This window comes from Cyclobacterium sp. 10D3-21 (assembly GCF_055809755.1).
Genome location: NZ_CM147924.1, coordinates 165,016 through 189,314, shown reverse-complemented (window position 1 = coordinate 189,314; position 24,299 = coordinate 165,016). Strand labels below are relative to the sequence as shown.

Sequence of the window (24,299 nt, the reverse complement as noted above, 5' to 3'; positions counted from 1 at the left end):
ATAGTGCCAATCAATGCATTCACCCTTGCCATGGCAAACAAGAAACAGAAATAACCAACCAACCATTTTTTTCTTGTTCTTTCGCTGCCTTTAAAAGTCAAATACTCCTACTCCCAATTATTTATTGAAAGCTTTATTAATCTTTTTAAGATCGAAGCCCAAGAATATTCGGAAGACACCTGCTGTAATGAAGGCAAAGGCTGTCATGTATACAATGCTCAATCCAGCGAATATAGGATTTGCCAATAGTAGAAATGAAAACAGCAAGGTTATGATACTCAAAAACAAAAGCCAGCCCCATTGAGAAATATTGTTGGATTTCAATTGAAAAGATATGCCTATAGACATTACACTTTGAAACATTAACCAAAAACCAATATACAGTGGTAAAATAGCCATCGTCATCAATGGATGTGACAATAACAATATACCAATAGCAAGGTCTAAAATACCCCCTGCCAAATGCCAGCCCCAGACTGTATCTTCTTTTCTATTGGATATTGAAAAAGCGACTTGAAATATCCCTGAGACAAAAATGAAAATACTAAAAATAATACTCAAGGATATGTAGCTTTCCACTGGCGTTTTCATCACCCAAAAACCAGCAACGAGATACAGAATACCTAATAAGATTGAAAGCCACCAGTTCTTTACGGCGCTATGAGCAGAATCTAAAATTGAAGTTGTCATTTTCTTCGTGTTTTTTATAAATGTCTTTTTTGAGGTCATAATTAAATGATCCATTCTCAAAAGTATACGCTAGTTGATTGGCTTACCATGATTTGGATCAGCCTGATAAAAAATATTTAAGTACCTTTTTTCTAAGTAATTCAGCTCAGGCGAAAAGGCTAAATGAAAGCAGCTCTTTTCTCTTGGACAGGACTGGTTGCTTAGATTGAGAAAAATACTTATTCCATACCATACCGACGCATTTCGGCTACCTGGAGAGCCAAATAATTGATCTAGAATTCTTTACCCGAAGCTATATTTTTTTGAAGCTGATCTAAGTCATGGTATTCTATTTCCTGTTTCTGCATTTTTAGGTCTCTTTAAACCTAAAGGAAATAACATGGACAGTAAAAAGTATTACGAAAGCAAATCAGGATTTAATGTATTCGTTGCCAGTACATTTTCAGATTTAAAGCAGTATAAACAGCAAAATGAACAAGCATTGTTCAACAATTTATTGTTGAAGGACTTATACCAGGTAAAACGTTATATCGCCCAGAGAATGGTTACTGCATTGTCCAAAGGGAATTTACCAAAAGGAAAGTATAAAATTGATGATTTTATTGATCAGCTATTTATTGAAATCTATGACAATTTTAGTGAGGTACATAACGAAGAGAACCTGCATCCATGGATATTTATGAAAGCCGATAAGTTATTGGAGGAAACGCTCGTAAATGAAGAATTTAACGAGTATTTTTTTAAAAACATTGATGACTATTCCCGTCCAGAGTGGGATGAGATGGAAGAAAAATTTAGTGTTGATGCTGGGGGTGATTTGGTAATGATTGATGAGTTAAACGACATTTCATACCCCAAAAACGACTATGTTTTGAACCATGTTTTTATAGAAGACGACAAAAAAGAATTAATGGATCAGCTCGATAAAGATTTGGGCAAAGAGAGAATTAAAAGGCACACTGATATGGTATTGCATTATTTGCCATTGCGCATGCGAACTGTATTTGAATTGGCTACCGAATATCAATTTTCGATGAGTGAAATCGCCATCATTCGCAACCAAAGCCAGGACGAGGTAAAGCAGCTTTTGGAAAATGCGCGCCAGAGTCTCGAAACCAGTCTTCTCAAAAGGTTCGAAGTAGGGCAATAAGTGTTTGTTCAACAAATATTTACATTTTGATTTTGGCTTTTTTCTATTCAACCTTAAATTAAAAATGATTCAATTATGCAAGTCTCCATTTATAAAATAGAACAGCAAACGGCAGAAAGCATCGATAATTTTATGGATTATTATTATAATCTGCGTATGCCTTTTCTTGCCAGTGACCTTTTGTACAAAGGTTTATCACCTCAACAAATTCATGATGCCGTAGTAAAGGCAATGAATGTGGCGAAGACTTCAAAAATGAATATCCGTGAACATTTTAAACCTGTTTTTAGCAGTATCAACAAGGAGGTCATTAGCGATTGTAAACTGTCTCGTTTAGGGTATGGGCTCGTGCTGATGAATGCAGAAACCAACCTTTCGGTAGTCGGTGAGTGGCAACGTATAGTATTGGAAAAATTTCTGAATACTACTTCTGAACACAACTGAAAAGTCTCCAGACCTGATGCGTTTTACGGAGGTAAAAGACCCAGTTAAATAGGGCCACTTTTCGCGGAATTTCTTTTACTGCCTTGATTGGTTTCACCATTTAAAATTCAATTAAGAACCTGTTGCAAGCAAACCTTTTAGTGAAAAAATCAGCGCTGTTTAATCCGAGTCCCATGAAACAGGAACAGGAGTACTTTTGAAAGCATATATCTGAGTTTCCCCAGGTTTTACATTGTCATTTTGATGAAGTGCTGGAGGTAGGTCTTTTGGTTCTGCTTTTTGATCTTTTGCTTACCTTGAGGCGGTAGTTGTAATCAAAATCCATACAAGTAACTTTTTCTATTTATTGTTCATTTACAATTTTATAATGAATAGACTTTCAACCCGAAATTGACAATCTATTACGAGGTGAAATCGCTTCAAAATTACATCAATAACCAACTTCAAACAATTAAAAAACCCAAACAGGATTTATTCTGATTGGGTTTTTTAATTGAGTTATTCAATACGTTTAAAAACTTACTTTACTTCAAATGTGAGCGTAACATCCATGCGGTTTTCTCATGCTGCTCCATCAATCCAGTAATATAGTCGCTAATGCCGTTGGCCTGCCATTTATCAGCTATAGGCTTTATTTCTTCTCTAAGAAATATAATGATGCTCTCATGGTCTTCCAATAATTCTGCGTATATACTTTGGCTGTCATTACCACCTTTTGTTTTTTCGGTAAGATGAGTCAATTGGGAATAGTCCTTTAACGTTGCAGGCACATAATGACCTACTGCGCGTATTTTCTCCGCTACAGTATCAACAACTTCTTGTTGCTCCTCGTACAACGTTTCAAGATAAAGGTGTACTCCATGAAAATCTGGACCTTCAATGTTCCAGTGGAAATTTAGCGTTTTTGAATAAAGAACGAATTCGTCAGCCAAAATTTTTGACAATTGGTAGGCGATAGCTTGTCTGTTCTCTTCGGAAATTCCTATGTTTGGCGCTTTCATATTTTGAGGTTTTACAATTAATAATTACATAAAGATATCGTGATTCAAAATCGATTGTACTGATATAGATCATGTAGCTACTTTTTATTATGCATTAATTATTAAGGCTTTTTGACTGAAAAAGAGAAGATCAATAAAAAAGCACACCTTGGATCTATCAATACGCTAAATGTTGATTTTCTACTTTTTGTAATGGTTTAGGTTCAAAGAAATAGGGGCAATTCCACAATTTCATTACGATTACTACAAGTCCATTTGGAGGCAGAGAGCAGCGCAGTGGTGAACCTGTCCAGCCATAAGGTAGCGTTGAAAATAGGATCTCATGACTGATTTGAAGCAATTTTATCAGCTATTAAATGAGCTGTTTATTAAACGATTAACCCGAAATATGCAATAGAACATCTATTACATATTTCGGGTTATATAAAAGTTTCTTCAGACTTGCATCTATGATGTTTAAAAAGGAGGTTGAAATTTAGCCTATTGCTCTATAGCACAATTATTTGCTCAACACTTATCCTTTCTTCACTTCTCCAAATTGTCTTAATGCCTCCAATGCCTCGCAACCATACATGAGTGCCGGACCACCCCCCATCATTATGGCCACACCAATAGTCTCCAAAACTTCTTCGGAACTGGCTCCAGATTCAAGCGCATCGTGCACATGAAAAGCAATACAACCATCACACCTTACGGTAATGGCAATTCCCAAAGAAATAAGTTCTTTGGTTTTGGTAGAAAGCACCCCTTCGGCAATGCCGGCTGCATGTAGCTTATTGAAACCTGCTATAGTATCGGGTATTTTAGACCCCAGTTCTCCAATTAATGCAATAAGATCGGCGTAGTGTTTTGAATAGTCCTTGATCATCGTTTTTACATTTAAGCGTTAAAAATATTGAGAGATAAACTTAAAGTTATTCGAAATCAAAAAGCTATATCCTGATATAGATCAGGAGCCGAAAAAAAAGCGAAAAAATAGAGTAAAAGGATGCTATAAACCATAAACCCAATTAACCCTTGCCTAATAGTAGGTTTTTTAAACCTTATTCTATTGACATTGCAGCATAATAGCCCGCTCCGAGCAAAGCTGTATTGTCATTCAGAATAACGTTTACAGGAACCATTTGTAGAAGTGAATTCAAACGACCCGACTGCATAAAATTGTCGTTAAATACTTCTCGGTTCATTCCTTTAATAATTTTTGGTAGGATTCCCCCACCAATGTAAATTCCACCAGTTGCTTTGAATTTCAACGCCAATTGAGACGCCTCAATCGCTAAAAACCGAACAAAAAGGTCCAGGGTTTCCCTACAAACAGCATCTATACCCTCCATCGCTGTCTTCGTAATGACAGCTGCGGGATCTTCTTTTTTCATTTTTGCTTTAAAGGCATCCGTTTCATTTCCTCCCCTAACTTCCCGCATCAATTGATACATATCACGTATTCCTTGGCCGGATAGCAAACGCTCCCAACTTACATGTCCATATTTTTGTTGAAAATACTTCCAGATTTCAAGGTCAAAATCATTTCTTGGACTAAAATCGCAATGGCCTCCCTCAGTGGCGAAAGGGTGATAGGCTGTACCATCCCAATACAGACCGGCTTCCCCAAGACCTGTACCAGGCGAAATAATAGCGGCATTCCCTTCAATTTTAGCTCCATATTTTAAACAGTCCAGCTCTCTTTCTTCAAGTGCTGCCAATCCATAAGCATTGGCCTGCATATCATTTATCAGGGCAATACATTCAAGACCAATCGCTTTGATAAGTTCATCAGTATCAATATGCCATGGGAAATTTGTACCATGTACTTTTCCGTTGGTTACTGGTCCAGCAACCCCAAAGCAAATACTGTCTAATTCGGAGATTTCCTTTACTTCAAATTCTTGTATAATCTCTAGCAATGACCCATAATCTTTTGTTTTATATGCGTTTTGTTTTAGCAGAAAAAGGTGGCCATCCTTGAATTCAAAATGTGCAAGACTTGTTTTAGTTCCACCTACATCCCCAGCTAACACTTTTCCATTTCTATGACCCAAATTCTTTTTTGAACCCACTGCCAATGGAATCATAGGTTCATGAATAATAGGCAAAGTAAGTCCTTCCGGCATTCTCATAATGGTGCGGTTTTAGGCAATAGTGATAGAAGAATCCAAATAAACATCTTGTATAAGGTTCAATAGTTTGACGCCTTCCTTCATCGGCCTTTGAAACGCCTTTCTACCTGATATCAAACCCATACCTCCGGCCCTTTTGTTTATCACGGCAGTCCGAACTGCAGCAGCAAAATCATCTTTGCCCGAAGCGCCACCGGAATTAATCAACCCTGCTCGGCCCATATAACAATTTGCGACCTGGTATCGGGTCAAATCAATGGGGTGATCGGTATTCAGCTTACTATAAACGAGATCACTCGTCTTTCCAAAATTTTCAAGGGAAAGATAACCACCATTGTTTGTTGGCTGTTTTTGCTTAATGATATCCGCTTCAATGGTCACACCTAAGTGGTTGGCTTGTCCAGTTAAATCAGCACTGACGGAATAATCCTTGTCCGATTTGAATGCATCATTCCGGAGGTAGCACCATAGAATTGTGGCCATGCCCAATTCATGGGCACGCTTGAATGCCTTACTGGTTTCTTGTATTTGTCGATCAGACTCCGGGGAGCCAAAATAAATTGTAGCCCCTACAGCTACAGCACCCATGTTCCATGCCTGTTCCACTTGAGCGAAATAGATTTGATCAAATGTATTGGGATAGGAAAGCAATTCATTGTGGTTCAATTTTACCAGGAAAGGAATTTTATGGGCATACTTCCTCGAAACTGCACCAAGTACCCCAAGGGTAGAGGCCACTGCATTACAACCGCCCTCTATGGCCAGTCTAACAATATTCTCTGGATCAAAATATTCTGGGTTTGGGGCAAAACTGGCTCCTGCGGAGTGTTCTACACCTTGATCAACAGGCAACAGTGATAAATGGCCTGTACCTCCTAGTCTGCCATTATCAAATAACTGTTGCATACTTCCCAAAACCCTATTTGATCGATCGGTAGGTGCCATGATCCTATAGGTAAAATCAGGCCCTGGTAGGTTGATTTTATCTTTTGAAATGGTAGTGCATTCGTGGTCTAATAGGTAAGAAGTTTCTTCTCTTAAATATTTTTCAAGTTCCATTGCTCTTAATTAAATTCGTTTCAAAAATTGGCTATTGCGCTTTTATCCAATCGCATAACTTGTCCGCATCTTCTTTATTGCATAACTGCGTACCGTGGTGCATAGTGGCCGCCGTGCCACAAGCTACGCCATACATGACCATATCAATTAAAGATTTGCCTCCTACCAAACGCATAACCATGCCGGCAACCATACTGTCACCCGCGCCGATGGTGCTTTTTTGGTGAACAACAGGTGCAGGAACCTGTACCATTTCATTTTTAGTAGCCAGTAAGGCCCCTTTCGGACCTAGGGAAACTACAAGAATTTCGCAATCATGTGTTTCTAAAAATTGTTTGGCCAGAGACTTAAGATCTAAATCGGTAATGGAAGGGACTCCACATAGTGTTCCCAATTCAGCTAGATTGGGTTTTAGCATATACACCTGAGATTTGGCAGCTTCCATTAGTGCTTCACCTGAAGCATCAAGGATAAACAATGCTCCTTTCTTTTTTGTCAGGTCTCCAACTTGTGCATAAAAATCATTGGGTACACCTGGAGGAAGTTTTCCACTTGCTACTAAATAATCTCCTTGGTTGAGCTGCATTTCCAATTGCTTTAGTGCTTTTTGCCATTCTGCTTCTTTCACCATTGGCCCGGGCATTCCAAATCTATATTGCTGATTGTTAGAAGTGTCGGTTACTGCAAAGTTTTCTCGGGTCCAACCTTCAATGGCAAACACCTCTTGCTCAATTTGTTGTTCGTCCAAAAGTTGCTTCAAAAATACTCCTGTAGGACCACCGGCAAAGTAATTGCAAAGTGAGCTCCCTCCTAATTTATGAATGGCTCTGGATACGTTTATACCTCCACCCCCAGCATCGTAGGTTGGTTCCGTACAGCGTAATTTTGTATTAGGGCCAATTCCTGCGACTGTCGTGCTTTTGTCGATTGCCGGGTTTAGGGTAAGTGTGATGATTCGGGTCATTTTTAAATTTTTAATAATAGTTTGTTCACCTTATTTTAATTGGTAATGCGATGTTACATTTAATTTTCCATCGAATTCATACATATGAGGTACGCCCGTTGCTACTTCAACTTTGGCAATCTCCTCAGACGAAATATGTTCCAGATACTCAATAAGCGCACGCAATGAATTTCCATGAGCCGATATCAATACGTTCCGGCCTTTCGCCAGTTCTGGAGCAATGGCTTCGAAAAAGTAATTGACCACTCTTTTAGAGGTATCTTTTAGTGACTCACCCAAGGGTAGGTCTGATGCATCCAAAGCTTTATAATTTGGATCGAATTTCGGATTTCGTTCATCATTGGTGGAAAGGCTTGGAGGAGCAGTATCGTAGCCTCTTCGAATGCTTAAAAAGTATTCTTCCCCTACGGCTTTAAGTACCTCATCCTTATTCTTTCCTTGCCAATCTCCATAATGTCTTTCGTTTAGCTTCCAGCTATAGTGGCAGTCAACATGCATCATTTCCGCTGCTTCCAAAAGAATCCAAGCCGTTCGAATCGCCCTTTTTAGATAAGACGAGAAGCAAATATCAATGTTAATAAGGTTCGATTTGATGAGTTCCCCTGCATTTTTAGCCTCTTCGATACCTTCCTTTGCCAAATCGATATCTGTCCAACCTGTGAATACGTTTTTGACGTTCCAAAGGCTTTTACCGTGCCTTACCAAGATTAGTTTTCCCATAACTTTGTCCTAAAATTTTTATTCGATCACTTGACCAAAAACCTAAGCCTTCTCTTTGCCTGAATTGACAAAAGCTTTGGCTTCCTCCATTTGCGAGACATCAAAATAGCGTTCATGCCTTCCTTTACTTGCTCTGGCGAAAAACAAATTATCAATAGGAATTAATGCCTTTAGGATATTGGTATGCGCAACAATAGCCAAATGCCCTAATTTTTTATAGTTCCTAAGGGCCCAAAGGCTGTCCTCAAAAAAAGCTTTCGTGCTACTATGTGATACTTTCATCTCATCCAGCTTCACCAACACGTTAACCTGCTCAAAGCCTTGTTCGATTTTTTCATCAAAGAACTTTTGACAAAGCTTTTCATCATTTTTTGAAAATCCATCGATAACCTCAATGGACAATACATTGTTGTCGAATTTTTCAAGTTGTTCTATCATAATAGCTTTAATTATCTATAATTTTTCCACTATGAATTAGGGTATAGACATGGCTAAGCACTTTCTAAATCCAAATTCATTTAATTTCATTTGAACAGACCTTGCCATTTTCAAAGCAAGCCAGGTTATCAAAGGTGACCCTGGCTATATTTTTGAGTGCGGTGTCGGTCAGGAAAGCCTGATGACTACTTACCATCACGTTTCTAAGCGTCATCAAACGGGCAATGGAATCGTCTTGAAGAATGTCTTCAGAATGATCTTCGAAATAGAGTCCTTTTTCCCCCTCATACACATCCATTCCGAAATAGCCAATTTGTCCAGATTTGATTCCATTGATGACATCTTGTGTCTTCACCAAGCCTCCACGACCAGCATTGATCAACATAACTCCTTTTTTCATTTGAGCAATTTTATCTTCATTGATCAGATGGTGCGTCTCCTTGGTTAAGGGGGCATGCAGGGTTATAATATCAGATTGACGGCAAAGCTCATCCATGCTGGTATATGTAAGCCCATACTGTTCTATTAGATCTGGATCTTCCACTACATCATAGGCCAATAGTTTACATCCGAAACCATGTAAAATCTTGGCTACCACGCGACCAATTTTACCAATCCCGATAATTCCAACCGTTTTTCCATTCATGTCAAAACCGACTAGCCCGCCCAAAGAAAAATTCATTTCCATGATCCTATAATGCGTGCGAATCAATTTTCGATTGAGCGCAAGCATTACCCCCACCGTAAACTCGGCAATGGCATAGGGCGAATACTCAAGTACCCGCGCCATGCGAATACCCAATTTTTGTGCATGTGGGACATCAATATTATTGAAACCGGCACAACGCAAAGCCACAAAACGAACGCCGAGCTCATACAACCTATCTAAAACCGGAGCCGATGCATTGTCTTCTGTGAAAATACATACGGCATTACAACCATGTGCCAAATCTACCGTATCGGAAGACAGGTAGGTCTCCAGCATTTTTAAGGTATGCTGGCCATTATTTGCGTTTTGTAAATACTCCTTTTCCCAATTATGGACATTAAATACTGCTACCTTCATTTTTCAATTTGTTAATTACACTGATCTCCCTGAGACTGGTTCAAAGACCCATAAGCGTTTTTCGCAAGGCATGAAAACGATGTGGTATCAATGCTTTTTGAAATTCCCCAATCGCCAACACTTTTTTAGTGCTTACAGTGATTTCATTCGGGTACACGGCACTATTAAATTCCACCTTTTCAATTTCAGGCATTGCTGACAATATCTGTTTCACTTTCGCCCGGTCTATCTCATTTTCTGTATTGATAGTGAAGACCATACCATGAATATTCGGTATTAAATTATTTTCTAAAAATCCCATCTTTTTGGTTTTATCCTACTCTAAGTTAGTTCAGGTACTACTGTCGGCCATTCCTAGTTGTTTTGGCTTTTCTCTGCATCGTTGATGTTCTTGATTCCTGATATGAGGGCATCAGGATTAAAGGATATAGAATTGATACCTTTTTCTACAAGAAACTGAGCAAACTCAGGATAATCACTAGGTGCCTGACCGCAAAGCCCAATTTTGGTCTGTGTCTTATGGGCAGATTCTATGACCATAGCAATCATTTTTTTAACCCCAGGGTCATTGATATCAAAAATATCACTCAACAATTCAGAATCCCTGTCTACACCCAAGGTCAATTGGGTGAGGTCATTGGAGCCAATGGAAAATCCGTCAAAGAATTTAGCGAATTGTTCTGCCAAGATGATATTATTGGGTATTTCAGTCATCATATATAGCTGAAGTCCATGCTCACCACGTTTCAGACTGTTTTTTTCCATAACCTCTACTACCTTGGCGGCTTCTTTTAGTGTTCGGCAAAAGGGAATCATAATTTTAACGTTGTCTAGTCCCATGGTTTCCCTTACCCTTTTAATTGCTTTACATTCTAAAGCAAAAGCTTCCTGATATTTGGGACTATAGTATCGTGAAGCACCTCTAAAACCGAGCATCGGATTTGATTCTACAGGTTCGAATTCGGTACCTCCAATTAAGTTGGCATATTCATTCGATTTAAAATCACTGGTTCGAACGATAACGTCTTTTGGATAAAAGGCGGCTGCGATGGTGGCAATACCCTCTGCTAGTTTGTGCACAAAGTAATCCGCCTTGTCAGGATAGTGGTGGGTCAATTTCTCAATTTTCTCCTTAACTGCAGCATCTTTTAGGTCATCAAAATGTTTCAAGGCCATGGGGTGAATTTGGATGGAGTTGTTGATAACAAATTCCAATCGCATCAATCCAACGCCTTCAGATGGATAAAACGAAAATTTAAATGCTTGTTCAGGATCTGCCAAAATCAGCATAGGCTGTGTCTTAGGCTTTTCCAGAGCGGCAATGTCTACTTCTTTTTCATCCCATTCTAAAAGACCCTCGTAAACGATGCCTGTATCACCATCTGCACAAGAAATTGTAATGTCTTGTCCGTCTTTAATCACCTTTGTGGCATTGTTACTTCCAACTATAGCCGCAGCCCCCACTTCACGGGCAACGATGGCGGCATGGCTGGTACGCCCACCCTGATCTGTAATGATTCCTGCTGCTTTTTTAAGAATAGGATCCCAATCGGGATTGGTACGTTCTGTAACCAATATCTCACCTTCCTGAAGTTTGTCAGATTCTTCAGGACTATGCAATATGCGGGCCTTTCCAGATGATATTTTGTTGCCCAAACCCATTCCATGGGTAATTTCCTTACCCTTTTTCAATAAGGTATAGGTATTGATTTTCAGCTTGTTCTTTTTAGCACTCTGTACCGTTTCTGGTCTGGCTTGTACGATAAATAGTTCATTGGACAAACCGTCCTTTGCCCATTCAATGTCCATAGGACGTTTGTAGTGGTCTTCAATAATCAATGACCACAGGGCCAGTTTTATTACCTCGGCATCGGTCAGTACAAATAATTCTTGCTTCTCTACAGGTGTGTTAAGGTTAATGGTGCCACTTCCTGATTCGTCATAAACCATGGTCTTTTCTTTACTGCCCAGGTTTCTAGAAACAATGGGTTGTGGAACACCCTTTTTTAAGCTTGGCTTGAAGACAAAATAGTCATCGGGATTGATGCTGCCCTGAACAATATTCTCACCTAGGCCATAAATACTAGAAACCAGTACAACCTGGTCAAAACCAGTATCAGGATCCAGCGTAAAATTTACTCCAGAAGCTGCCAAATCTGAACGTACCATCATTTGCACACCAATAGACAGGGCCACTTTGGTATGGTCAAAACCATTGTCCTGTCTATATTTAATGGCCCGGTCGGTAAAAAGTGATGCATAACATCTTTTGCAGGCGTCAATAAGTTCTTCTTTTCCTTTTACATTAAGATAACTTTCTTGTTGGCCCGCAAAACTTGCATTGGGCAAATCTTCGGCTGTAGCACTGCTTCGTACAGCCAATGAAATATCACCTTTGTATTTTTTTACCAAGGCATCGTATCCTTCTCCAGCAGCCTCTTTAATGTCTTCTGGAAGTTCTGAATCGAGAATAAGCTTTCTAACGGTCGCTCCAATTTCCCTTAAATTCGAAAACGCTTTGGTATCCAATTTTGCCAAATGTCCGAAGATTTTATCCTTTATATTTTCTTCATCTAAGAAGTGCCAGTATGCCTCTGAAGTTGTCGCAAAGCCATCGGGAACTTGCACTCCCTTAGGAGTCAACTTTTGAAACATTTCTCCAAGAGAAGCATTTTTTCCTCCTACAATGGGCACATCGTTAATATCAATTTCGTTAAAATGGCGTATGTAATTTTTCATCACTGTATGTTTAAAAGGTCGTTTCCGATCAAGATTTTATAAAACGAATGTCCGATGATTCCGTGCCAAACGAAATGACCTGAGTCATAGAAGAAAAAATAATTAGCATGACCTAGATCATTTCCCTTGTCCTATCAGTGGTATACTTTTACTTCTTCATTTACAAGCACAGAAGTATGTCTACGGTATTAAAAAACAACAATAAGTCTTTTTTGGGAAAAGTAGTTGCCGTGCAGGGTAGTGTGGTAGACATTTGGTTCGACAGTAAATTGCCTTCTATAAACACCTTAATACACACTGGCCGTAATAATTCCATTGCCATAGAGGTTTTGGCACAATTAGACGACCATAGAGTTCGCGGAATTGCTTTGACCCCTACGCAAGGTTTGGCCAGGGGCATGAAGGCCGAAACAAATGGCCGTCAATTAACTGTTCCTGTGGGTAAAGAAATAATGGGGCGTATGTTCGATGTCTTTGGTAATACCATTGACCATGGAGAAGCTTTACCTGAAATGCCACGTAAAAGTGTTCATCAACTGCCTCCTCCTTTATCAAAACGCGCTACAAAATCAGAGATTTTCGAAACAGGAATTAAGGCCATTGATGTAATGGTACCCTTACAGCATGGTGGTAATGCAGGTCTATTTGGAGGTGCAGGAGTAGGGAAAACCGTATTGCTTACCGAGATGATTCATAATATGGTGGGCTACCACCAGGGAATAAGCATGTTTTGTGGTATAGGTGAACGCTGTCGTGAGGGTCATGAACTTTACCATGACATGAAAAAGGCCGATGTATTGAAGGACATGGTGATGATGTTCGGTCAAATGAACGAACCCCCTGGGGCTCGTTTTCGGGTAGGGCATGCCGCTTTGACCATGGCCGAATATTTTAGAGACGATGAACATCGGGATGTGCTTTTGCTTATCGACAATGTATTTCGTTTTATTCAAGCGGGAATGGAAGTTTCTGGCCTTATGGGGCAAATGCCATCAAGATTGGGCTATCAGCCTACTTTGGGCACGGAACTTTCAAAGCTGGAAGAGCGCATTGCCAATACTGATACTGGAGCCATTACCAGCATACAGGCAGTTTACGTACCTGCTGATGACCTTACAGACCCTGCGGCTGTGCATACTTTCTCTCATCTTTCCGCCTCTATTACTTTATCTCGAAAAAGGGCTGGTGAGGGACTTTTCCCAGCAATAGATCTATTACAGTCCAGCTCAAAAATGGCGACTCCGAGTATTATCGGTGATAGGCACTATCATATATTACAGCAAATCCGGCAAACATTGGCCCAATATGAAGAGCTAAAAGATATCATTGCCATGTTAGGACTTGAACAGCTTTCCGTTGCAGACCGCACTATTGTGAACCGGGCAAGACGTTTAGAAAGGTTTTTTACCCAACCTTTCTTTACAACGGAACAGTTCAGCGGACTTAAAGGAAAAGGAGTACGGCTATCGGATGCGCTTGATGGCTGCGAAAGAATTCTTAACGATGAATTCAAAGATTTGCCAGAGCGTGCTTTCTATATGGTTGGCACAATTGAAGAAGCAATGGAAAAGGCTAAAAAAGAACCCTCGAAAGAAGATAAAAAAACTGAGGTAGAGGAATCAAACACTACTTCTAAAGATACTACTAAGGTATAGACCTGAAAACCAATACAATGGACCTACATATATTACTTCCGTTTAAAGTATTTCTGAAAATTTCGGGAGTACGGCGTATTGTGGTTGATACCAATGCCGGTTCCTACGGTTTTTTACCTCAGCGATTAGATTGCGTTGCCGCTTTAGTACCTGGCATCTTGGTCTATGAATCAAAGGAAGGTGTAGAACACTATGTAGCGATGGACGAGGGGATATTGACTAAAAAGGGTGAATATGTAGAAATATCTGTAAGAAATGCAATTGCCGGGGCCAATCTGGGAAAACTTAGAGAAGCTGTGGAAAAGGAGTTTGTGAACCTGGACGAAACAGAAAGGGATGTGCGGAAGGCCGTCGCCAAATTGGAAACCGAATTTATGCAAGGTATGAAAAAACTACGTCAATCATGAAGACTAACGCTGAAGGTAAAAAAAGGGTAAAGGGCTTCATAGAAGAAGTTGAAAGCAAAGAGCGACAAATGATGAATGCCCGGGAGGAGGAAAAAAAGAGTGTTTGGGCTGGCTTTGGCACCTTTGGCATGGTGGGTTGGTCGGTAGCAGTTCCCACAATATTGGGTGCCATGTTAGGAATGTGGTTGGATGTTAGGTATCCACAGACTTTTTCATGGACCTTGACCTTATTAATTGCTGGTCTTTTCATTGGTTGTGCAATTGCCTGGCAATGGATAGACAAAGAAAATACATCAATGCACGAACATAAAAAGAAAAAAAATGAATGATTTAGTGATGTACTTACTGGTTTTCTTTGGCGGCGCTTGCCTGGGATTTCTGTTTTTTGGAGGACTTTGGTTCACTTCAAAAAAAATGTTGACCTCCAAAAAGGTGGTATTATGGTATTTAGGTAGTTTATTTATAAGGGTAGGGATTACTCTTTTAGGTTTCTATTACCTGGGCCAAAACAGTCTGGAGTATATGCTGATCTGCCTCTTCGGTTTTATAATTGCTCGTTTTATTGTCATTAAAATGACCAAGTCAAAAGAGGTAGTCCCAATGAAACTAGAAAAAGATTATTAAGATGGAACTGAGTCCTGACCAAACGATTTTCTGGCAAAACGGCTTTATAACCATCAACCTTACATTGGTAACCACCTGGATATTAATGTTTGTATTGGTAATGGCGTCCTTTTTGGTAACTAGAAAACTACGTACCGATTTAAAAATATCACGCTGGCAGTGTATTTTAGAAATGCTTGTTACTGGCATGAACCAACAGATTAAGGAAGTGGGGCTAAAGAAGTCTGAAAAGTTTTTAAGTTTTATCGGTACCCTGTTCATTTTCATTGCCTTTGCTAACTTATGTATCATTTTCCCAGGCTACGAACCTCCCACCAGTTCGCTATCCACAACGGCAGCACTGGCGATATGCGTTTTTCTTGCAACGCCTCTTTTTGGCATTGCCGAAAGCGGTGTTCTTGGGTATTTGAAAACCTATATTGAACCGACATTTATAATGCTTCCCTTTAATATTATAAGTGAACTGTCCCGGACCTTGGCACTCGCGGTTCGTCTCTTTGGTAATATCATGAGTGGAGGACTAATTGTTACTATTTTATTGAGTATAGCACCATTGTTCTTTCCTGTCATGATGACAGTATTAGGGCTCATCACGGGAATTATACAAGCCTATATATTTAGCATTTTGGCAACCGTTTATATTGCTGCGGCTACCGAAGAATCAGATAGAAAGAAGGTCAAAAAAAAGAAAATGAACAAGCAACCTGAAATCGTAACTGAAGCTAAACTAGTAGCAAAATAACCCCATATTAAAATTTAATTCAAAAATAAAATTGGTATAACAAAAAATACAATATTATGGATAGTACAACAATAATCGCTTTGGTCTCGATCATTACCGCAGGATTAACTACAGGTATTGGCTGTATGATACCTGCGCTTGGACAGGGAAAATCTATTTCAACTGCACTAAGTGCAATGGCACAACAACCAGATGCAAGTCAAACCGTTACACGTACTTTATTTGTGGGTTTGGCTATGCTTGAATCATTGGCAATCTACTGTTTTGTGATTTCGATGATCCTAATTTTTGCCAATCCTTTCTGGAACCATTTCATCGCTAACTAATTTCAAAATGAATATCGACTGGTTTACGCTCATCGCCCAAATCATCAATTTTATATTGTTGATGTGGTTACTTAAACGCTTTCTTTATAAGCCTATTTTAGCTGCAATCGATAAAAGAGAAACGAATATAAAGAATCAACTTTTGGATGCAGCGGTACAAAAAAAGGAAGCTGCAAAAGCTCAGGATGAATTCAACCAAAAGAAGGAAGCTTTTGATAAACAGAAAGCTGAATTGATGCAGAAGGCTTTTTCTGAAGCAAAAGCGGAGAGTGAGAAACTAAAAGAAACAGCTAGAAATGAAGCCAATGAGCTCAAGGAAAAATTAGAAAAAGCTTTTACTGAGGATCAAGCTAGTAAAAACAATAATATAGCAAAAAGGATAGGAGATGAAGTGCTAAACATTACAAGAAAAACCTTAACGGATCTTTCTTCTGCAAGTTTGGAAGAGCAAACGCTGAAGGTCTTATTGCTAAAATTGGATAACTTAAATGAGGAAGAAAAAATAAAATTTGCTGCAGCGCTGAAAGAAAGCAATAAACCTATAGTGGTGCAAAGTGCTTTTGAATTATCTACCGATCAACAAGCTGCGGTACAAAAATCAGTAAATGCTGTGCTAAATACCGAAACCACCTACGAATTTGTGATCCGACCAGAACTAATAAATGGCATTGAAATGCTAACGAATGGTTACAAACTATCGTGGAGTGTTTCTGATTACTTAGAATCTTTTCAAGACCAATATGAAGCTGGAAAAAAGGTGGAAATAGAAACGAAAACTAAATGAAATGGGCGTAACAGATTATAATGGTTTATTGGATGATACGTTTGATGCTTTTGCAAAACAAAGGGAGAAGCACTCGTTTAATTTAGCCCCAAAAGAAGTAGGTCATGTTACCAGTGTTTCCGCTGGTGTGGTAAAAGTATCGGGTCTTCCCAATGTAGGATATGAGGAATTACTAAAATTTCCCGGGAATTTATACGGTATAGCCTTTAATATTGATGAAGACGAAATCGGAGCCATCCTTTTAGGAGAAGATTCTGACCTAAATACTGGTGACCTTGTCGAACGGACAAATCGAGTAATGGATGTCCCAGTGGGAAAAGCCCTTATCGGAAGGGTGATTGGGCCTTTGGGTCAACCTATGGATGATAAAGGGCCCATTTCCTATGAAAAAAGACTGCCTATTGAACGGGATGCTGCAGCAATTATGGATCGTTCGGCGGTAAGCATGCCCTTGCAAACGGGAATTAAGGTGATTGATGCGCTTATTCCAATTGGGCGAGGCCAGCGGGAATTGATTCTAGGTGACCGGCAAACAGGTAAGACCGCCATTGCTCTAGATACGATTGTGAACCAAAAAGACAAAGAGGTTATCTGTGTCTACTGTGCCATCGGGCAACGGGCTTCTTCTGTTGCTAAAGTCATCGCAGACTTAAAAGAAAATGGGGCCATGGCCTATACCATTGTCTTGGTTACAGAGGGCAACAATTCTCCTGGATTGCAATACATTGCGCCCTATGCTGCCACCAGTATCGCTGAGTATTTTATGCAAAATGGTAAGGATGTACTCATCGTCTATGATGATCTAACGAACCATGCCAGGGCCTATCGTGAGCTTTCCCTTTTGCTAAAAAGACCACCGGGAAGGGAGGCCTTTCCTGGCGATATTTTCTACATCCATTCCAGGTTATTAGAACGTTCTACGCATTTGAGCGATGAACTTGGTGGGGGATCATTAACCGCCCTTCCTATCATTGAAACTGAAGCACAAAACATTGCGGCCTATATTCCTACCAATCTTATTTCGATTACCGATGGGCAGATTTACCTTTCACCCAAACAATTTGAATTGGGTATTTTACCTGCAGTTGAGGTTGGTAAATCAGTTTCTCGTGTGGGAGGAAAAGCGCAATTGCCGGCTTACAGAGCAATTGCCGGTGATTTAAAACTTGGGTTTTCGCAATTTGAAGAATTGGAAACTTTTGCCCGTTTTGGCTCCCATTTGGATGAAGAAACACGAAGTATCATTGAACATGGCAAGCGCATTAGAGAGATTCTCAAACAAAATGAATTACAACCTTTATCCGTAGCGGAACAGATAGCTGTACTTCTGGCACTGACCAATGGCCTTTTTGATACCATTTCACTTGAAAATATGCGGGAGGCTGAAATGGCGGTTATAAAAAGTATAGCAACTTTGCCCGAAGAGGTTCTAAAAAGCTTTTACTCCAGTAAAGGAGTAGATGAAAATGGCCAGGAAAGTATGTTAACCGCTTCAAAAACTGCACTTAAAGCATTTCAAGAGACAGAACAACTACCTAAATAAATTCCCAATGGATTCGCTGGAAAGCTTAACAAGACAGATCAAAGGAGCCAAAGAGCTAAACACCATCGTGCGAACCATGAAGGCTATGGCAGGTGCCAATATTGGCCAGTATGAACTGGCCATGGAATCGTTGGGTGATTACTGGACCAATGTTTCTTTGGGGCTTGTTGCCTATTTAAAGCATATTGGACTTGGAAATCCAGGCACAAAACAGAAAACTAAAGCTATTAAAGGGGAAAAATCTAATTGTGCGATTGTTTTTGGGTCAGATCAAGGATTTGTTGGGCAGTTTAACGATGCCCTTTCGGAATATGTTTCAAAGTCATTATCAACTCATGAGGGTAATTTGGAAATCTGGACCGTTGGTGTTCGCGTCCCCTTGTTGTTGACGGATATGGGATTGACGGTAACCAAGCAATTCAACCTTCCAAATTCCATTAACGCGATCACCACTCTAATCGGATCAATTCTGGTTCAATTGGAGGAAAATTGGGAAAATGGAAACATAGATGAGTTTTATCTTTTTCATAACCATTTGGTAAAAGAAGGGGCTTACCAGCAGGAAAAATTACGTTTATTCCCCCTGGATGAAAAATGGCTCCAGGATAAAGGGCTGTTAAAATGGCCTACCCAGAAACTACCTGAAGTTATTGGAGATAGCGATAAACTAATACATCGTTTAATAAGGGAATACCTTTTTGTTACCCTGTATAAAACCTGTACTGAATCATTGGCCAGTGAAAACTTCAGCCGATTGAATGCCATGCAACGTGCAGAAAAAAATATTGAAGAATTGCTTGATAATATTGGGCATACATATCATCGGTTAAGACAGAGTTCAATAGACGAAGAACTTTTTGATGTGGTCTCTGGCTTTACTGCCTTAAAGAAGGAAAAAAATAGTTGAGACTGCCCATGAGGATAAAAAAAACATCCAGATTAAGGGAGGTCGATACACGCAATTACAAGCTTTTGTTTTATGCACTTTTGGTTGGTTTGATTTCAGGATTATTGAGTTCTTTATTTCGACTGATACTTTCTTATCTAAATACGCTTAAAGTCGCCTTTTCCCCTGACCAACTGAATTTTGATTGGTTAAATTGGTTATGGCCGTTTTTTTTCTCATTTCTAGCGATATGGTTTTCCATATTCCTGGTAAAGAAATTTGCCCCTGAAGCTGCGGGAAGTGGTATTCAGGAAATTGAAGGCGCATTGGACGGCATTAGGCCTATACGTTGGAGAAAGGTTTTACCGGTTAAATTTTTTGGTTCAATATTCTCGCTCAGTAGTGGTTTATTATTGGGTAGAGAGGGACCCACAGTTCAAATGGGAGCCAATGTTGGTAAGATGGTTGATGATGTTTTCAAACAACCTAAAGAAGAAAATAACGCCCTGATTTCTACAGGTGCAGCGGCAGGACTTGCAAGCGCTTTCAATGCACCATTTGCTGGAATCATTTTCGTTATCGAAGAGATGAACGGCCATTTTAAATTCAATTTTTATTCTGTCGCTGCCCTTATGATAGGAGCCGGTTCAGCTGACATGATCGTAAGGTTATTGGTTGGTGGTGGACCTATTATAAAAATAACAATATTTACTTTTGAGCATTTATCCGGGATCTGGCTTTTTGTTCTTCTTGGGCTTCTTTTGGGTTTTATAGGAATTGTTTTCAATAAACTGCTGATCAAAAGTCTGGATTTCTTCGACAAAACCAAACTGAATTATGTTACGGTTGCAATATTGTTGGCCTTTGTAATTACCGTAGTTGGAAGGTTTTGGCCAGATATGATTGGGGCTGGATATAATACGATATTCAACGTGACCAAGAATTCATTTACCCTACAATTCCTTTTGTTACTTTTTTTAGTACGATTGGTTTTGTCAATTGTCAGTTATGGTTCAGGCGTGCCAGGAGGCATCTTTACCCCATTGATTACCTTAGGAGTAATTTCAGGAATGCTCTTTGGAGGGCTGGCACAATATTTTTACCCAGACCTGGTTCAAGATCCAGCTATTTTCGCAGTGGCGGGTATGGCAGGTATTTTTGCCTCTACGATTAGAGCTCCTCTCACAGGTTTAGCGCTAAGTGTTGAAATGACTGCGAACTATGAATTGATTCTTCCCTTAATGTTTACGGCGGTAACCGCATCTGTATGCACTGCAGTATTAGGGAATGGCCCTATTTACTCCATTTTGCTAAAACGAATTTTAATCCAAAATAGGCAATAGACTTTCTATTAAAGGCCAGAATTGCTGACCCCAAAAGATCAGGAAGCCTTTTCACATATTCCAGGTTAAATGCTTTATGTCAGGATTTTAGAATTATTCACGTTCTATCATTACGGAAAAATTTCTTCCTTCCCATTTGTCCGTTTCATTCCAATGAAAGGTAAATTCGATTTTAACCGATTTTTTATTTGCCTTAATGTCTGTGGTGAAAATTCCAGCACCATTTTCATTGGGTTCTGTTATGTGCTGGTCTTTCCAATCATTATCAGTCCAATGAACAGTACATTCTGCGAAGGTCTCAATTCTTAATATCTTTTCTTTTGGCAGTATTTTAATCCCATTGTCAAAACGCCATACCTGATAAACGGCTTTCTTTTTTTTTGTAGATAGCGCTCTTGTGTGTGCTCGGGCATGTCAAACACTTTTTTATGGTCAATTGAAATACAAAGTTTGATATATTCGGCATGGGCCCACGATAACGGCATGGCGGATCCTGTGTGCGATCCAAAGTATAAACCTTTTTCTGGAATATCTGCCTTGTCCCATATTTGTTCGGGTAACAAGCCATTGTTGGCAAAGGCATCCATGGCTTTTAAAAGTTTATTTGCTTTATCGATATTGCCTGCCGCTATTTCATAATGACCCCTTTCCCCTGACAATAACGGCCATGCTCGACCTATGCCTGTACCTGTGTAAGGATCGCCGTTTTCTTGTTCGCCATAGCCATCATTATTATAGCGGTACCAGCAACTACCTTTGGGAGTGTCGACCTTTAATTCAGCATCTATTACTTTTAAGGTATTCAGGATTTTGGGATCATCGGGAGCCCTAAGGCCAAACCTAACCAAAGCCAATGCATCCACGCTAACAAGCTCGCTTATTTTGGTTTTACCTTGGTCCGCATGATGGTTTATTAAATTGATTGTCCGATTACCCAATTCTGATGCAGGAATTTCAGAAAATGGATTTATGCGGATGTAGTATCCCTCCACATTGTGCTTTTGCGCAAGGGGAGTACCGGTAACATAGGTACGGTATTCTATGGTATCGTTCCAACTGTCAGCAGTTTCCCTGCAATATGTAGCAAGGTCATCTTCTCCGTTTATTTTCGCAAGTTCAGCCCCTGCAAGCATTGCTGCAACTTCTGTTGCCATTGTAAACGGAGAAAAACCACTTTCCTCTTCCCAACGGTCTTGTTCAGTATGAGGTCCATTTTTCAAAAGGAAAATAATGGCTTTTTTGGCCAAGGGCCAATACCTGTGCATCCGGTGTTTACCCATGGTATTCCGCATGTAGCCTTTTAAAATCTCTATAATTGGCAGGGCAATTTGGTCCATTTGTAATCCAATCCAGTTAGGTTCTCCCTGAAGCCACATGTTTTGAGGCCAACTGCCGTCGGCATTTTGTGTGGACATAAGATAATTAACAATCCGGGATACATCTGCCTTAGTCTCCAAAGCGTTAAACCCACCAGCACTTTCTACCAGATCTCGTGGCCATACCACATGGTAACCACTTTTTTCTGTGTCCCCTTTAGTCTCTCCCCAGGGAATGGAAAGGCTTGCGATAATACCGCCAGGAAAGTTTTTGGCCTCATGCATACGCAAAATAGCAGCACTTATCTTAAAATTTTTTGCCGCAATTTTGGGTAGGGTTTTTTGCCAGTTTTGCCATTCTTCTATATACCTTTTTTTGGCCTTATCGAAACCATCCAGTATACTTGCGCGCGCATGATTGGCCGCCTCTAAATGGGTCCTACCAAAACTCAACGCCAATACAAATTCTTGCTCTGTAAGATCAATTTCTCCAGTTAGGGCAATATTCCCCCCTTTGGCATGGTCGAATTCCCAGGTTAATTTTCCGTGTTGCCTTATATCGGTCCATCCATCAGATGTACCAACATAACCGATAGACCGTTTCAGCCATTTTTTAGAACAGGCCATGGCCAGGGCAATGTCTCCATTCTGAGCAAATAACATTTCTGAACCTTTATATTCACCTACCCAACCAGTGTTATTGCCTCCCTCATTGTTTAAATGAGGTGCAAGTAATGCAAAAAGTTGTAAAGGAAGATTGGAGTCTTTTTGTTCGAATACTACATGTTGTAAAACCGTATTTCTAAAAGGATCAACAATAATTTCTTTGGTAATCTGAAATTTCCCAAATGGGTCAGTATTGATTACCCGATAGGCAGGGACACCCTCTTTGATGGTTTTTGTCAAATGTTCCGTATTTCTTTTCTCTTCTGAAAAGGACTTGTGACCGTCAGAAATGATAAAACCCATATCCCGTATACAAGCGATATCTTCTCTCGGATAGTACACTTCGTTAAGAATGCCGTGACTAAGGGTGAAAGTTACATCGGACGCCGAGTTGAGCGCCTTACCTATTCCTGATTTTCTGCTAGAAGTCCATCGGGCCTCTAGTCCGGGTGCGCCTGGCGCCTCTGATTGTTGAGACATATTTTAAAAGATAATTTCTAAGATAAAATTCGATTTTTTGAATTTCCATATCCCGTTTCTATTAAAACTAATGATATGGTTTTGATAGGCGAATAATTTTTAGCCTCAAAAAGCGAAGTTACTTTATGTAGATGGCTTGAAACATGATCTGCATCAGTTTAAAATTTTACTTCAAGGAATAAAGTTCACTGCAATAAGTAAGGAATAATTATAATGGGTTTCCTCGTTTATGATAAGAGAGATGCATAACCTAAATCAAACTATGCAAGCCGATTTGTTTATAATTCTGATTTCATTGAACTGATAAACTTTTCTAATAGGGATTAAAAGGAACGGGTGACAAATTATCGGCTTTTGGGTTTTCACTAAACAAATTTTCTTGCGATGGCATCTTGTTAAAAGCTCTTTCTGGCCAATTTCCACCTTCCAATCGCTTACTTTAATAACTAATTTTTTGCTTTGGGAAGAATTGCCAAGTAGCAAGGCAATTTCACCTAACCCTATCTGCTGTAAATGCTGAATCTTTGCATTGTAATTAATCAACAAACAAAAATTAAAGACATTTTATTATGACAACTACAGCAACAGCATTTAACGTACCTACAAAATCTGAAGTATCTGAAAGCAACCAAGCTATTTTCGAACAAGTAGGAAAACAAATTGGCTTTGTCCCAAACCTCTACGCCTTTTTTGCCAAAAATGAAACAGCTTTACCTGATTACCTGGCCCTTCAAGGTAGAAAAACAACACTCAAAGCCAAAGAGAAAGAAGTGGTTAACCTGGTTACTAGTCAAATCAACGGATGTAGGTACTGCCAGTCAGCCCATACCGCGCTAGGCAAAATGAACGGATTTACAGACGAGCAAATTCTTGAAATTCGTGGTGGGTCGGCAAGTTTTGATGAAAAGCTTGATGCCTTGGCAAAATTTACTGCAGCTACGGTAAGCAACCATGGTAAAGTAGAAGAAAATGTAAAGGAAGTATTTTTTGCAGCTGGCTACAATGAAGCAAATTTGATAGATGTGGTCATTCTTATAGGTGACAAAATCATGAGCAACTATATTCATAACCTTACAGGTTTTGAAATTGATTTTCCAGTAGCTCCAGAGCTATAAATTTCAACATGGGTTTTGCAATAG

25 protein-coding genes are annotated in these 24,299 nt (G+C 39.6%); 13 read left to right on the top strand and 12 right to left on the bottom strand.

Going from position 1 to position 24,299, the window contains the following annotated elements; translation table 11 throughout:
- Positions 1-117 precede the first annotated feature (117 nt).
- On the bottom strand, positions 118-690 hold the full coding sequence (locus tag AC0L7T_RS00830) for an HdeD family acid-resistance protein (protein ID WP_473340371.1): 573 nt from the start codon (positions 688-690) through the stop codon (positions 118-120).
- 379 nt (positions 691-1,069) lie between these two features.
- Here AC0L7T_RS00830 and AC0L7T_RS00825 point away from each other — a divergent pair, with 379 nt between their 5' ends.
- Together AC0L7T_RS00825 and AC0L7T_RS00820 are read left to right on the top strand one after the other, a co-directional pair.
- Positions 1,070-1,840 carry a sigma-70 RNA polymerase sigma factor region 4 domain-containing protein gene (locus tag AC0L7T_RS00825; RefSeq protein WP_473340370.1) on the top strand — a complete coding sequence of 257 codons (771 nt, stop codon included), beginning with the start codon at positions 1,070-1,072 and terminating at the stop codon, positions 1,838-1,840.
- 75 nt (positions 1,841-1,915) lie between these two features.
- A complete protein-coding gene (locus AC0L7T_RS00820; RefSeq protein WP_473340368.1) occupies positions 1,916-2,284 on the top strand; it encodes a hypothetical protein in 369 nt (122 codons plus the stop codon).
- A 524-nt stretch (positions 2,285-2,808) separates the two neighbouring features.
- Here AC0L7T_RS00820 and AC0L7T_RS00815 read toward each other — a convergent pair.
- The 10 genes from AC0L7T_RS00815 to ppsA all read right to left on the bottom strand — a co-directional run bounded on the left by AC0L7T_RS00815 (position 2,809) and on the right by ppsA (position 12,388).
- Complete coding sequence (locus AC0L7T_RS00815; RefSeq protein ID WP_473340366.1) at positions 2,809-3,285, bottom strand: Dps family protein; 477 nt, start codon at positions 3,283-3,285, stop codon at positions 2,809-2,811.
- A 514-nt stretch (positions 3,286-3,799) separates the two neighbouring features.
- Positions 3,800-4,153: a carboxymuconolactone decarboxylase family protein gene (locus AC0L7T_RS00810; protein ID WP_473340364.1), complete on the bottom strand. Its 354-nt coding sequence runs from the start codon at positions 4,151-4,153 to the stop codon at positions 3,800-3,802.
- A 175-nt stretch (positions 4,154-4,328) separates the two neighbouring features.
- A complete protein-coding gene (glk, locus tag AC0L7T_RS00805) occupies positions 4,329-5,402 on the bottom strand; it encodes a glucokinase (protein ID WP_473340362.1) in 1,074 nt (357 codons plus the stop codon).
- Positions 5,403-5,414: 12 nt separating this feature from the next.
- Positions 5,415-6,461 (bottom strand): class I fructose-bisphosphate aldolase, encoded by a 1,047-nt coding sequence (locus tag AC0L7T_RS00800; protein ID WP_473340360.1) that lies wholly within the window; start codon positions 6,459-6,461, stop codon positions 5,415-5,417.
- Positions 6,462-6,492: 31 nt separating this feature from the next.
- Positions 6,493-7,425 (bottom strand): 1-phosphofructokinase family hexose kinase, encoded by a 933-nt coding sequence (locus AC0L7T_RS00795; protein ID WP_473340358.1) that lies wholly within the window; start codon positions 7,423-7,425, stop codon positions 6,493-6,495.
- A 30-nt stretch (positions 7,426-7,455) separates the two neighbouring features.
- A complete protein-coding gene (locus AC0L7T_RS00790; protein ID WP_473340356.1) occupies positions 7,456-8,145 on the bottom strand; it encodes a 2,3-bisphosphoglycerate-dependent phosphoglycerate mutase in 690 nt (229 codons plus the stop codon).
- Between the two features lie 42 nt (positions 8,146-8,187).
- Entirely contained in the window at positions 8,188-8,583 is a 396-nt protein-coding gene (locus AC0L7T_RS00785) for a SpoIIAA family protein (protein ID WP_473340355.1), read from the bottom strand.
- A gap of 76 nt (positions 8,584-8,659) precedes the next feature.
- On the bottom strand, positions 8,660-9,649 hold the full coding sequence (locus AC0L7T_RS00780; RefSeq protein ID WP_473340354.1) for a 2-hydroxyacid dehydrogenase: 990 nt from the start codon (positions 9,647-9,649) through the stop codon (positions 8,660-8,662).
- 40 nt (positions 9,650-9,689) lie between these two features.
- The gene (locus AC0L7T_RS00775; RefSeq protein WP_473340353.1) at positions 9,690-9,950 is read right to left on the bottom strand and encodes a hypothetical protein; all 261 of its coding nucleotides are present in this window, start codon (positions 9,948-9,950) and stop codon (positions 9,690-9,692) included.
- Between the two features lie 53 nt (positions 9,951-10,003).
- On the bottom strand, positions 10,004-12,388 hold the full coding sequence (gene ppsA, locus AC0L7T_RS00770; RefSeq protein ID WP_473340351.1) for a phosphoenolpyruvate synthase: 2,385 nt from the start codon (positions 12,386-12,388) through the stop codon (positions 10,004-10,006).
- Positions 12,389-12,564: 176 nt separating this feature from the next.
- Here ppsA and atpD point away from each other — a divergent pair, with 176 nt between their 5' ends.
- The 10 genes from atpD to clcA are packed head-to-tail and all read left to right on the top strand — an operon-like array spanning position 12,565 to position 20,698.
- Positions 12,565-14,043, top strand: a complete 1,479-nt coding sequence (gene atpD, locus AC0L7T_RS00765; protein WP_473340350.1) for a F0F1 ATP synthase subunit beta — start codon at positions 12,565-12,567, stop codon at positions 14,041-14,043.
- 17 nt (positions 14,044-14,060) lie between these two features.
- Positions 14,061-14,450 (top strand): F0F1 ATP synthase subunit epsilon, encoded by a 390-nt coding sequence (locus tag AC0L7T_RS00760; protein WP_473340348.1) that lies wholly within the window; start codon positions 14,061-14,063, stop codon positions 14,448-14,450.
- Positions 14,447-14,779, top strand: a complete 333-nt coding sequence (locus tag AC0L7T_RS00755) for an AtpZ/AtpI family protein (RefSeq protein WP_473340347.1) — start codon at positions 14,447-14,449, stop codon at positions 14,777-14,779. The genes AC0L7T_RS00760 and AC0L7T_RS00755 overlap by 4 nt, the downstream gene beginning before the upstream one ends.
- Complete coding sequence (locus AC0L7T_RS00750) at positions 14,772-15,074, top strand: N-ATPase subunit AtpR (RefSeq protein ID WP_473340345.1); 303 nt, start codon at positions 14,772-14,774, stop codon at positions 15,072-15,074. The genes AC0L7T_RS00755 and AC0L7T_RS00750 overlap by 8 nt, the downstream gene beginning before the upstream one ends.
- Position 15,075: 1 nt before the next feature.
- Positions 15,076-15,816, top strand: a complete 741-nt coding sequence (locus AC0L7T_RS00745; RefSeq protein ID WP_473340344.1) for a F0F1 ATP synthase subunit A — start codon at positions 15,076-15,078, stop codon at positions 15,814-15,816.
- A 56-nt stretch (positions 15,817-15,872) separates the two neighbouring features.
- Positions 15,873-16,142: a F0F1 ATP synthase subunit C gene (locus tag AC0L7T_RS00740; protein WP_473340343.1), complete on the top strand. Its 270-nt coding sequence runs from the start codon at positions 15,873-15,875 to the stop codon at positions 16,140-16,142.
- Between the two features lie 7 nt (positions 16,143-16,149).
- Entirely contained in the window at positions 16,150-16,926 is a 777-nt protein-coding gene (locus AC0L7T_RS00735) for a F0F1 ATP synthase subunit B family protein (protein ID WP_473340342.1), read from the top strand.
- A 1-nt stretch (position 16,927) separates the two neighbouring features.
- On the top strand, positions 16,928-18,469 hold the full coding sequence (locus AC0L7T_RS00730) for an alternate F1F0 ATPase, F1 subunit alpha (protein ID WP_473340340.1): 1,542 nt from the start codon (positions 16,928-16,930) through the stop codon (positions 18,467-18,469).
- A 7-nt stretch (positions 18,470-18,476) separates the two neighbouring features.
- Complete coding sequence (locus tag AC0L7T_RS00725) at positions 18,477-19,376, top strand: F0F1 ATP synthase subunit gamma (RefSeq protein ID WP_473340339.1); 900 nt, start codon at positions 18,477-18,479, stop codon at positions 19,374-19,376.
- A gap of 8 nt (positions 19,377-19,384) precedes the next feature.
- Complete coding sequence (gene clcA, locus AC0L7T_RS00720; RefSeq protein WP_473340338.1) at positions 19,385-20,698, top strand: H(+)/Cl(-) exchange transporter ClcA; 1,314 nt, start codon at positions 19,385-19,387, stop codon at positions 20,696-20,698.
- 305 nt (positions 20,699-21,003) lie between these two features.
- Here clcA and AC0L7T_RS00715 read toward each other — a convergent pair whose 3' ends face one another.
- Positions 21,004-23,160, bottom strand: coding sequence for a glycoside hydrolase family 15 protein (locus AC0L7T_RS00715; protein WP_473340337.1), 2,157 nt, complete (start codon positions 23,158-23,160; stop codon positions 21,004-21,006).
- Positions 23,161-23,729: 569 nt separating this feature from the next.
- Here AC0L7T_RS00715 and AC0L7T_RS00710 point away from each other — a divergent pair.
- Positions 23,730-24,275 carry a carboxymuconolactone decarboxylase family protein gene (locus AC0L7T_RS00710; protein WP_473340336.1) on the top strand — a complete coding sequence of 182 codons (546 nt, stop codon included), beginning with the start codon at positions 23,730-23,732 and terminating at the stop codon, positions 24,273-24,275.
- Positions 24,276-24,299: the final 24 nt, after the last annotated feature.

What these genes read in the sequence shown, in the direction of transcription:
- AC0L7T_RS00785 (WP_473340355.1), bottom strand. Translation starts at nt 8,583, where the DNA reads ATGATAGAACAACTTGAAAAATTCGACAACAATGTATTGTCCATTGAG.
- ppsA (WP_473340351.1), bottom strand. Translation starts at nt 12,388, where the DNA reads ATGAAAAATTACATACGCCATTTTAACGAAATTGATATTAACGATGTG.
- AC0L7T_RS00795 (WP_473340358.1), bottom strand. Translation starts at nt 7,425, where the DNA reads ATGACCCGAATCATCACACTTACCCTAAACCCGGCAATCGACAAAAGC.
- AC0L7T_RS00760 (WP_473340348.1), top strand. Translation starts at nt 14,061, where the DNA reads ATGGACCTACATATATTACTTCCGTTTAAAGTATTTCTGAAAATTTCG.
- AC0L7T_RS00745 (WP_473340344.1), top strand. Translation starts at nt 15,076, where the DNA reads ATGGAACTGAGTCCTGACCAAACGATTTTCTGGCAAAACGGCTTTATA.
- AC0L7T_RS00780 (WP_473340354.1), bottom strand. Translation starts at nt 9,649, where the DNA reads ATGAAGGTAGCAGTATTTAATGTCCATAATTGGGAAAAGGAGTATTTA.
- AC0L7T_RS00735 (WP_473340342.1), top strand. Translation starts at nt 16,150, where the DNA reads ATGAATATCGACTGGTTTACGCTCATCGCCCAAATCATCAATTTTATA.
- AC0L7T_RS00810 (WP_473340364.1), bottom strand. Translation starts at nt 4,153, where the DNA reads ATGATCAAGGACTATTCAAAACACTACGCCGATCTTATTGCATTAATT.
- AC0L7T_RS00800 (WP_473340360.1), bottom strand. Translation starts at nt 6,461, where the DNA reads ATGGAACTTGAAAAATATTTAAGAGAAGAAACTTCTTACCTATTAGAC.
- AC0L7T_RS00725 (WP_473340339.1), top strand. Translation starts at nt 18,477, where the DNA reads ATGGATTCGCTGGAAAGCTTAACAAGACAGATCAAAGGAGCCAAAGAG.
- AC0L7T_RS00715 (WP_473340337.1), bottom strand. Translation starts at nt 23,160, where the DNA reads ATGTCTCAACAATCAGAGGCGCCAGGCGCACCCGGACTAGAGGCCCGA.
- AC0L7T_RS00790 (WP_473340356.1), bottom strand. Translation starts at nt 8,145, where the DNA reads ATGGGAAAACTAATCTTGGTAAGGCACGGTAAAAGCCTTTGGAACGTC.
- AC0L7T_RS00740 (WP_473340343.1), top strand. Translation starts at nt 15,873, where the DNA reads ATGGATAGTACAACAATAATCGCTTTGGTCTCGATCATTACCGCAGGA.
- AC0L7T_RS00830 (WP_473340371.1), bottom strand. Translation starts at nt 690, where the DNA reads ATGACAACTTCAATTTTAGATTCTGCTCATAGCGCCGTAAAGAACTGG.
- AC0L7T_RS00775 (WP_473340353.1), bottom strand. Translation starts at nt 9,950, where the DNA reads ATGGGATTTTTAGAAAATAATTTAATACCGAATATTCATGGTATGGTC.
- AC0L7T_RS00750 (WP_473340345.1), top strand. Translation starts at nt 14,772, where the DNA reads ATGAATGATTTAGTGATGTACTTACTGGTTTTCTTTGGCGGCGCTTGC.
- atpD (WP_473340350.1), top strand. Translation starts at nt 12,565, where the DNA reads ATGTCTACGGTATTAAAAAACAACAATAAGTCTTTTTTGGGAAAAGTA.
- AC0L7T_RS00815 (WP_473340366.1), bottom strand. Translation starts at nt 3,285, where the DNA reads ATGAAAGCGCCAAACATAGGAATTTCCGAAGAGAACAGACAAGCTATC.
- AC0L7T_RS00755 (WP_473340347.1), top strand. Translation starts at nt 14,447, where the DNA reads ATGAAGACTAACGCTGAAGGTAAAAAAAGGGTAAAGGGCTTCATAGAA.
- AC0L7T_RS00710 (WP_473340336.1), top strand. Translation starts at nt 23,730, where the DNA reads ATGACAACTACAGCAACAGCATTTAACGTACCTACAAAATCTGAAGTA.
- AC0L7T_RS00730 (WP_473340340.1), top strand. Translation starts at nt 16,928, where the DNA reads ATGGGCGTAACAGATTATAATGGTTTATTGGATGATACGTTTGATGCT.
- glk (WP_473340362.1), bottom strand. Translation starts at nt 5,402, where the DNA reads ATGAGAATGCCGGAAGGACTTACTTTGCCTATTATTCATGAACCTATG.
- clcA (WP_473340338.1), top strand. Translation starts at nt 19,385, where the DNA reads ATGAGGATAAAAAAAACATCCAGATTAAGGGAGGTCGATACACGCAAT.
- AC0L7T_RS00825 (WP_473340370.1), top strand. Translation starts at nt 1,070, where the DNA reads ATGGACAGTAAAAAGTATTACGAAAGCAAATCAGGATTTAATGTATTC.
- AC0L7T_RS00820 (WP_473340368.1), top strand. Translation starts at nt 1,916, where the DNA reads ATGCAAGTCTCCATTTATAAAATAGAACAGCAAACGGCAGAAAGCATC.